This window comes from Leptolyngbya sp. PCC 6406, from assembly GCF_000332095.2.
In the GTDB taxonomy this organism is placed as follows: Bacteria; Cyanobacteriota; Cyanobacteriia; order Phormidesmidales; family Phormidesmidaceae; genus PCC-6406.
Genome location: NZ_KI913949.1, coordinates 4,492,748 through 4,499,227 on the forward strand (window position 1 = coordinate 4,492,748; position 6,480 = coordinate 4,499,227).

Here is a 6,480-nt window from a genome sequence, read left to right on the forward strand (position 1 = left end):
GATATCTGGTCTCACAAGTTCTTACAGCAGACGTGTAAGCTAAACTATGAGCCTTAAGGACAGATCTCCCCAAATAAGAACGTGAACTGTCAATGCGCAACTGCGTCATTTACTGTATCTCCTGAGCCATTGGGCTACCCTTCGAGAAGGCTGCGCCTACGTTGCGTGGTGCTAACTCGCCCCAGAAACTGGGACTGCTTATGGCGTTTCTGTCCGTCGGCTCGCACTTCCGAACGTTATAGCCCTACCGTTGCCTAACCTGTTGCCCACCATGGCTGACGATCAAATTGACCTGTTTGCCCCAGAGGATGCCTCTCCCCTAACCGAAACCATTGAATACGACGCCATTCCCACCGACGGTAGCGTTCCCATTCCCCCCGGCACCTATGGCTCCCTGGCGGATCTTACGGTCCACTGTCAGCGCTGTCAGCGCTGCGATCTGGCAGCAGGACGAACCCATGTGGTAGTGAGTCGGGGCAGTGCCCAGGCTCCAATTCTGGTGGTGGGGGAGGGGCCGGGGCAGCAGGAGGATGAGCAGGGGTTGCCCTTTGTGGGTAAATCGGGGCAGTTGCTAGAGAAAATCCTGGCGGCGGTGCGTCTGGATACGGAGCGGGATGTGTACATCTGCAACGTGGTGAAATGTCGTCCTCCCGGTAACCGGGCTCCCACCATCCAGGAATCCACCGCTTGCAAAGGCTATTTGATGGAACAGATCCGCCTAGTGAATCCTAAAATCATCTTGCTGACTGGGGCCACCGCCCTCAAGGGGCTAACGGGGGAGAAGAAAGCCATTAGCAAAATCCGGGGACAGTGGATGCAGTGGCAGGGCCACTGGTGTATGGCTATTTTTCACCCCGCCTACCTACTTCGCAATCCATCCCGCGATCGCGGTTCGCCCAAATGGCTGATGTGGCAAGATATCCAGGCCGTGCGAGCCAAGCTAGACGAGTTATCCTAGAAGATCTTCTCAGCGGTGCAAATGCTGCCCGTGGAGGTGCCAACCTCCCGCCCTGAATTCCCCGCCCTGCCTCCCTAGCCTTTAGATTGGCTCCCTGTAGCAGAGCGAGTTGTGCTCTGCTACAGGGAAAATTGTGCGCCTGGGGACCGTCTAGGAGTCTGCATCCCTTGCCTTGCGGTCAACCTCCTCCTAGAATCGCTTGCGGCTCAGTATTACCGTTTTCCTGGCTCCGACGCTTAGGTTCCCCTACCCTGCTTCCCTTGCCCTGATTTCTATGACAGATCTCTGCTTACAGATTACCGAAACCCCTGCTGACCATCAGACCTTAACGGTGACACCGCCGCTGCAGGGGGTCGTACTAACGGGACGACTGAGGGTGCCGGGGGACAAGTCCATTTCCCATCGGGCGCTGATGCTGGGGGCAATCGCGACGGGGAAGACCCGCATCCAGGGACTATTGCTGGGAGAAGATCCCCGTAGCACCGCCGCCTGCTTCCGGGCCATGGGGGTGGAGATCTCTGACCTAGAGCAGGACTGGATCACGGTGCAGGGGGTGGGCTTGGGCCATCTCCAGGAGCCCGATACGGTCCTGGATGCAGGCAACTCCGGCACCACCCTACGCTTGATGCTGGGGCTACTGGCCTCCCACTCCGATCGAGTGTTTACCGTCACTGGGGATGCCTCTCTGCGATCGCGGCCCATGGGCCGGGTGATCACCCCCCTGCAAAAGATGGGGGCCACGATTTGGGGACGGCGGGGCCATACCCTCGCCCCCCTGGCGGTTCAGGGACAGCGGTTGCGCCCCATCCATTACCACTCCCCCATAGCCTCCGCCCAGGTCAAATCCTGTGTGCTGCTAGCGGGGCTGCTGGCTGACAGAGGGCCAGACTAGGGTGACAGAGCCCAGCCGCTCCCGTGATCACAGTGAGCGGATGCTGCAAGCCTTCGGTGCAAACTTGGTGGTGGAGCCTGACAGCCTCACTGTCACCCTCAATGGTCCCGCCCAACTCACGGGACAAACGGTAATCGTGCCAGGGGATATCAGCTCCGCCGCCTTTTGGCTGGTGGCAGCGGCGATCACCCCCGGTTCTGAATTGGTGATTGAAAATGTCGGTGTCAATCCCACCCGAACGGGTATCTTGGACGCCCTGCACCAGATGGCGGCGGACATTACCTTGGAAAATGAGCGCTTGGTGACGGGGGAACCGGTGGCGGATATTCGGGTGCGCCACAGTGTCCTCAAGGGCACCACCTTGGGGGGCGATCTAATCCCTCGTCTGATCGATGAAGTGCCAATCCTGGCAGTGGCAGCCCTGTTTGCAGAGGGCAAAACCATCATTCAAGACGCGGCGGAACTACGGGTGAAGGAAAGCGATCGCATTACTGCGATGGCCACTCAGTTGACCCAACTAGGAGCCACCGTCGTCGAGCGGCCCGATGGCTTGGAAATCATGGGAGGTGCGATGCTGAAAGGTGCTGAAGTGGATAGTTTTACCGATCATCGGGTAGCGATGAGCCTTGCGATCGCAGCCCTACGGGCAGAAGGCACCACCCACCTTCACCGGGCCGAAGCTGCCGCCATTTCCTATCCCGAATTTATGCACACCCTAGCCCAAGTCTCTGGGGCCACCCCTCCTTCCCCCTCAAAACCCCGTCCCCTTTGATCATTTTACCGCTGCCGCTCGGCTTCACCCCCCTCCCATGCGCAAACTGTTGGTTGTTGAAGATCAGGGCATCTCCCGCCAAGCTCGGGTCCAAATGTTGGAAGAGCAGAGCTTTGAGGTGATGACGGCAGCAACCGCAGAAGCAGGTATTCAAACCGCCCGCCAGTATTCCCCCGATTTGATTCTGTGCAGCCTAGACCTCAGCGGCGGGGACAATACCCACCTCCTGCATCTGATCACGAATAAAAGTGACTTGGTGGCACTGCCCATTATTGTGCTGACCAACCGTAGCGATCGCGATTATGGGAGGCAATGCGCCACCCTCGGAGCCGATGATTGTCTAGTGACCCCCTTCAGCGATGGAGACTTGCTAGAGGCCATCGCTGCCCGCCTGCGAAAACAGGACGCTCTCACCCAGCGTTACAACACCCTCATGCGCCACACAGCGGAGCGGCTAAATCGGCTATCCCACTATGACAGCCTGACGGATTTACCTAACCATCACCTCCTGCGCCAGCGTCTAATGCAGGCGGTTCAGCGGGCCGCCCTCGGGAAACAGCACGTCGCTCTCCTGTCCATTAGCCTGGATCGCCTGCGGCAAATTAATAACACCCTGGGCTACCCCGCTGGAGACACTCTCCTGCGGGCTGCCGCCCGCCGATTGCAGGGTATTCTGCCCCGATCCAGCGCCCTAGCTCGCCTGACAGGAAACCAGTTCGCCATCATTTTGCCCGCTCCCCCCGATGCCGCTGCTGTTCAACTCATTGCCGAAGACATTATCGACTGCCTCTCTCGTTCCTTTTCCCTACCGGAGCAGGAGGTTTTTGTCACCACCAGCATCGGTATTGCTCTGTTTCCCGAAAATACCCAAGACATCAGCACTCTACTGCGTCAGGCCGACGCCGCTCTGGATTGGGCCAAACAGCAGAAGAGTAACTATTGTCAGTTCTACCGTTCTGACATGCCCGTGGTGTCGGGGGATGAACTGCAACTGGAGACCTGGCTGCGCTACGCCCTCAAGCGCCAAGAGTTTCAGGTCTATTACCAGCCCAAGCAAACCCTCATGACTGGGCGCATCGAAGGGGCAGAGGCGCTGATTCGCTGGCGGCATCCTGACCATGGCTACATTTCCCCGGCCCGGTTTGTGCCTCTAGCGGAGGAGACGGGGCTGATTGTCCCGATTGGGGAATGGGTACTGCGTACAGTCTGCGAACAGGCGGCCCGCTGGCAGCAGCAAGGTCTACCTCCGGTGCAGGTGTCGGTCAATCTTTCCAGTGTCCAACTGAATCAGCCCCACCTCTGTAAAACCCTGGATCGCATCCTCAAGGACATCGGTCTGCCTGCCCACCATCTACAACTGGAGGTAACGGAGACGGCCCTGATGCAGGATGTGGAGTCGGCCCTAGTGTTGCTGCACCAGTTTAAGGATTTGGGGGTACAGGTGGCGCTGGACGACTTTGGTACGGGTTACGCCTCCTTGGGCTATCTGCGCCAGCTTCCCATCGATACCCTCAAGATTGACACCTGCTTTGTGCGGGGGGTGACGGAGGATTGGAAAAATCAGATTATTTTGCGGCGCATTATTGCCCTGGCCCATGATCTAGATCTGGCGGTGGTTGCCGAGGGGGTGGAGCAGGTGGAGGAAATGGAACTGCTCAAAACCTACGGCTGCGATGCCATTCAGGGCTATTGGGTGGGGCTGCCCATGACTGCTGCTGAGTTGATCCAGCACCTTTAAGGGTCTGGGCATTTACCTTTTCTTTACTTTGGGGGGATAAGGTCGGAGGAGGAGGGGAAAATCTGCCCGTTTTTTGATGCATCGGATGAATTCTATAGCTGAATCCTCTAGCGCCCTTGGTGATGCCTGTTTCCCCTAAGTCATTGCGATCATTGCAATTCGAGTCTCAAGTGTTTGAACCCATTGCCCCCTGGAGCCAGCGTTGGTCAGAGCGGGCCACGGTGGCGATTCTGGCGGTGGCTGGGACGTTGCCCCTGCTGGTAATTGGGGGAATTCTGGCGGTTTTCATCTACCAGAGTTGGCTGTTTTTTCAAGAAATTTCCCTCTGGCAGTTTCTGACGGAGACTCGCTGGACGCCGCTGTTTTCAACTCAGCAGTTTGGCATTGTGGTACTGCTGAGTGGCACGGTGATGGTGAGTGCGATCGCACTTTTAGTTGCCCTGCCTTTGGGATTGTTATCTGCCATCTATCTGAGCGAGTACGCCCCGCCGCTGGTGCGACGGCTGATTAAGCCCGTGCTAGAAACCCTGTCGGGGGTACCTACCATTGTCTATGGCTACTTTGCCCTGCTGTTTGTAACCCCCCAATTGCAGCGGATCTTCCTCGGTATGGCGGTTTTCAATAGCCTCAGTGCAGGCTTGGTCACGGGGTTATTGATCATTCCCATTGTGGCCAGCCTGAGCGAAGATGCTTTGCGGGCGGTGCCCACAGCCCAGCGGCAAGCAGCCTTTGCCTGCGGCCTGACCCGATATGAAACCATTACCCGGCTGCTGGTTCCAGCGGCCCTACCGGGGATTATTGCCTCCTTTACCCTGGCGGCCTCCCGCGCCCTAGGAGAAACCATGATTGCAGCGGTGGCAGCAGGTCAAACCCCCCAACTCACCCTGAATCCCCTCATTCCCGCCAGTACGATGACGGCCTTCATTGTCCAGGTGAGTTTGGGGGATGTGCCAACGGAGAGCCTGATTTTCCGCACAATTTTTGCCGTGGGTATGACCCTTTTTCTGCTGACCCTGGCCCTGAATACAGTGGGTAATACGCTGGTTCACCGCTACCGGCGCTTTACCGAGGGGCAGAGTTTACCTACGGCAGCGGTGTCTGCGGACCCCACTGCCCTGCCCCCACAGGTGCTGGATATCCAACCATCGGGGGACTTTGTGGTGCGATGGCCCTGGCGACAACTGTGCGATCGCATTTTTGCCCTATTGGGATTGGGGGCGTCCTTAGTAGGGCCAATATTCTTCGCCCTGCTGGTGCTGGTTACCTTTCGCAGTGGTCTGGCGGAACTGAACTGGCAATTTCTGACCAGTTTTACCTCCCGCAACCCCGAACAAGCCGGGGTTCTGGCGGCCCTAGCCGGGACATTGTGGCTGCTGGGGTTGACGGCCCTGCTGGCCATTCCCCTAGGCTTAGCCGCCGCCATTTATCTAGAGGAATATGGCCGGGACGGACTTTGGAATCGGTTTGTGGAGATTAATCTGGCCAATGCCACGGCGATTCCCGGCATTCTCTACGGGCTGTTGGGCTTAGCCGTCTTTGCGCGGGCACTGGGGTGGTTTACCGGAGGCCGTACCCTGATTTCCGCCGCTCTGATCATGACACTGCTAGTACTACCCCTATTGATCACTGCCTCCCGATCGGCCCTGCAATCGGTGCCCCCCACCCTGAAGAAAGGCGGCTATGCCATGGGCATGAGCCGGTGGCAGGTGACCTGGCACATCACTCTACCCACCGCGCTCCCCGATCTGATTACAGGGATGGGGCTCGCCCTATCGCGGGTGCTGGGGGAAACTTCCCCCTTGATTGCCCTAGGCACCGTCGATTTCATCACCTTTATCCCTACCCCCAATCTCGATGGTCTACGCTCCCCCTTTACCACCCTGACAACCCAGATCTTTTTCTGGCTGTCCCGCCCCCAACCCGCCTTTCAAGCCAAGGCAGCCGCAGCGGTGCTGTTGCTTGGGTTGATTGGCCTAGCCATGAATGGACTAGCTGGAATCCTGCGCGATCGCCTAAGGGCATCGCTTTAGGACAGAAAGGCAGAAGACAGCAAGCGACTGGGTAGGGCGGGTTTTGAGCCTCCCATTTGGGATTCCCCAGTAGACACGAGCTAAACCCGC

5 protein-coding genes are annotated in these 6,480 nt (G+C 58.0%); all 5 read left to right on the forward strand.

The window, feature by feature from the left end:
* Window positions 1–271 precede the first annotated feature (271 nt).
* The 5 genes from LEP6406_RS0219955 (at window position 272) to pstC (ending at window position 6,390) form a co-directional block, all read left to right on the forward strand.
* Window positions 272–958 carry a uracil-DNA glycosylase gene (locus LEP6406_RS0219955; protein WP_008312322.1) on the forward strand — a complete coding sequence of 229 codons (687 nt, stop codon included), beginning with the start codon at window positions 272–274 and terminating at the stop codon, window positions 956–958.
* Between the two features lie 274 nt (window positions 959–1,232).
* Entirely contained in the window at window positions 1,233–1,850 is a 618-nt protein-coding gene (locus LEP6406_RS35510) for a 3-phosphoshikimate 1-carboxyvinyltransferase (RefSeq protein WP_317133858.1), read from the forward strand.
* 1 nt (window position 1,851) lies between these two features.
* The gene (locus LEP6406_RS35515; protein WP_317133859.1) at window positions 1,852–2,622 is read left to right on the forward strand and encodes a 3-phosphoshikimate 1-carboxyvinyltransferase; all 771 of its coding nucleotides are present in this window, start codon (window positions 1,852–1,854) and stop codon (window positions 2,620–2,622) included.
* 37 nt (window positions 2,623–2,659) lie between these two features.
* Window positions 2,660–4,360: a putative bifunctional diguanylate cyclase/phosphodiesterase gene (locus LEP6406_RS0219965; RefSeq protein WP_008312320.1), complete on the forward strand. Its 1,701-nt coding sequence runs from the start codon at window positions 2,660–2,662 to the stop codon at window positions 4,358–4,360.
* Window positions 4,361–4,482: 122 nt separating this feature from the next.
* The gene (gene pstC, locus LEP6406_RS0219970) at window positions 4,483–6,390 is read left to right on the forward strand and encodes a phosphate ABC transporter permease subunit PstC (RefSeq protein ID WP_008312319.1); all 1,908 of its coding nucleotides are present in this window, start codon (window positions 4,483–4,485) and stop codon (window positions 6,388–6,390) included.
* Window positions 6,391–6,480: the final 90 nt, after the last annotated feature.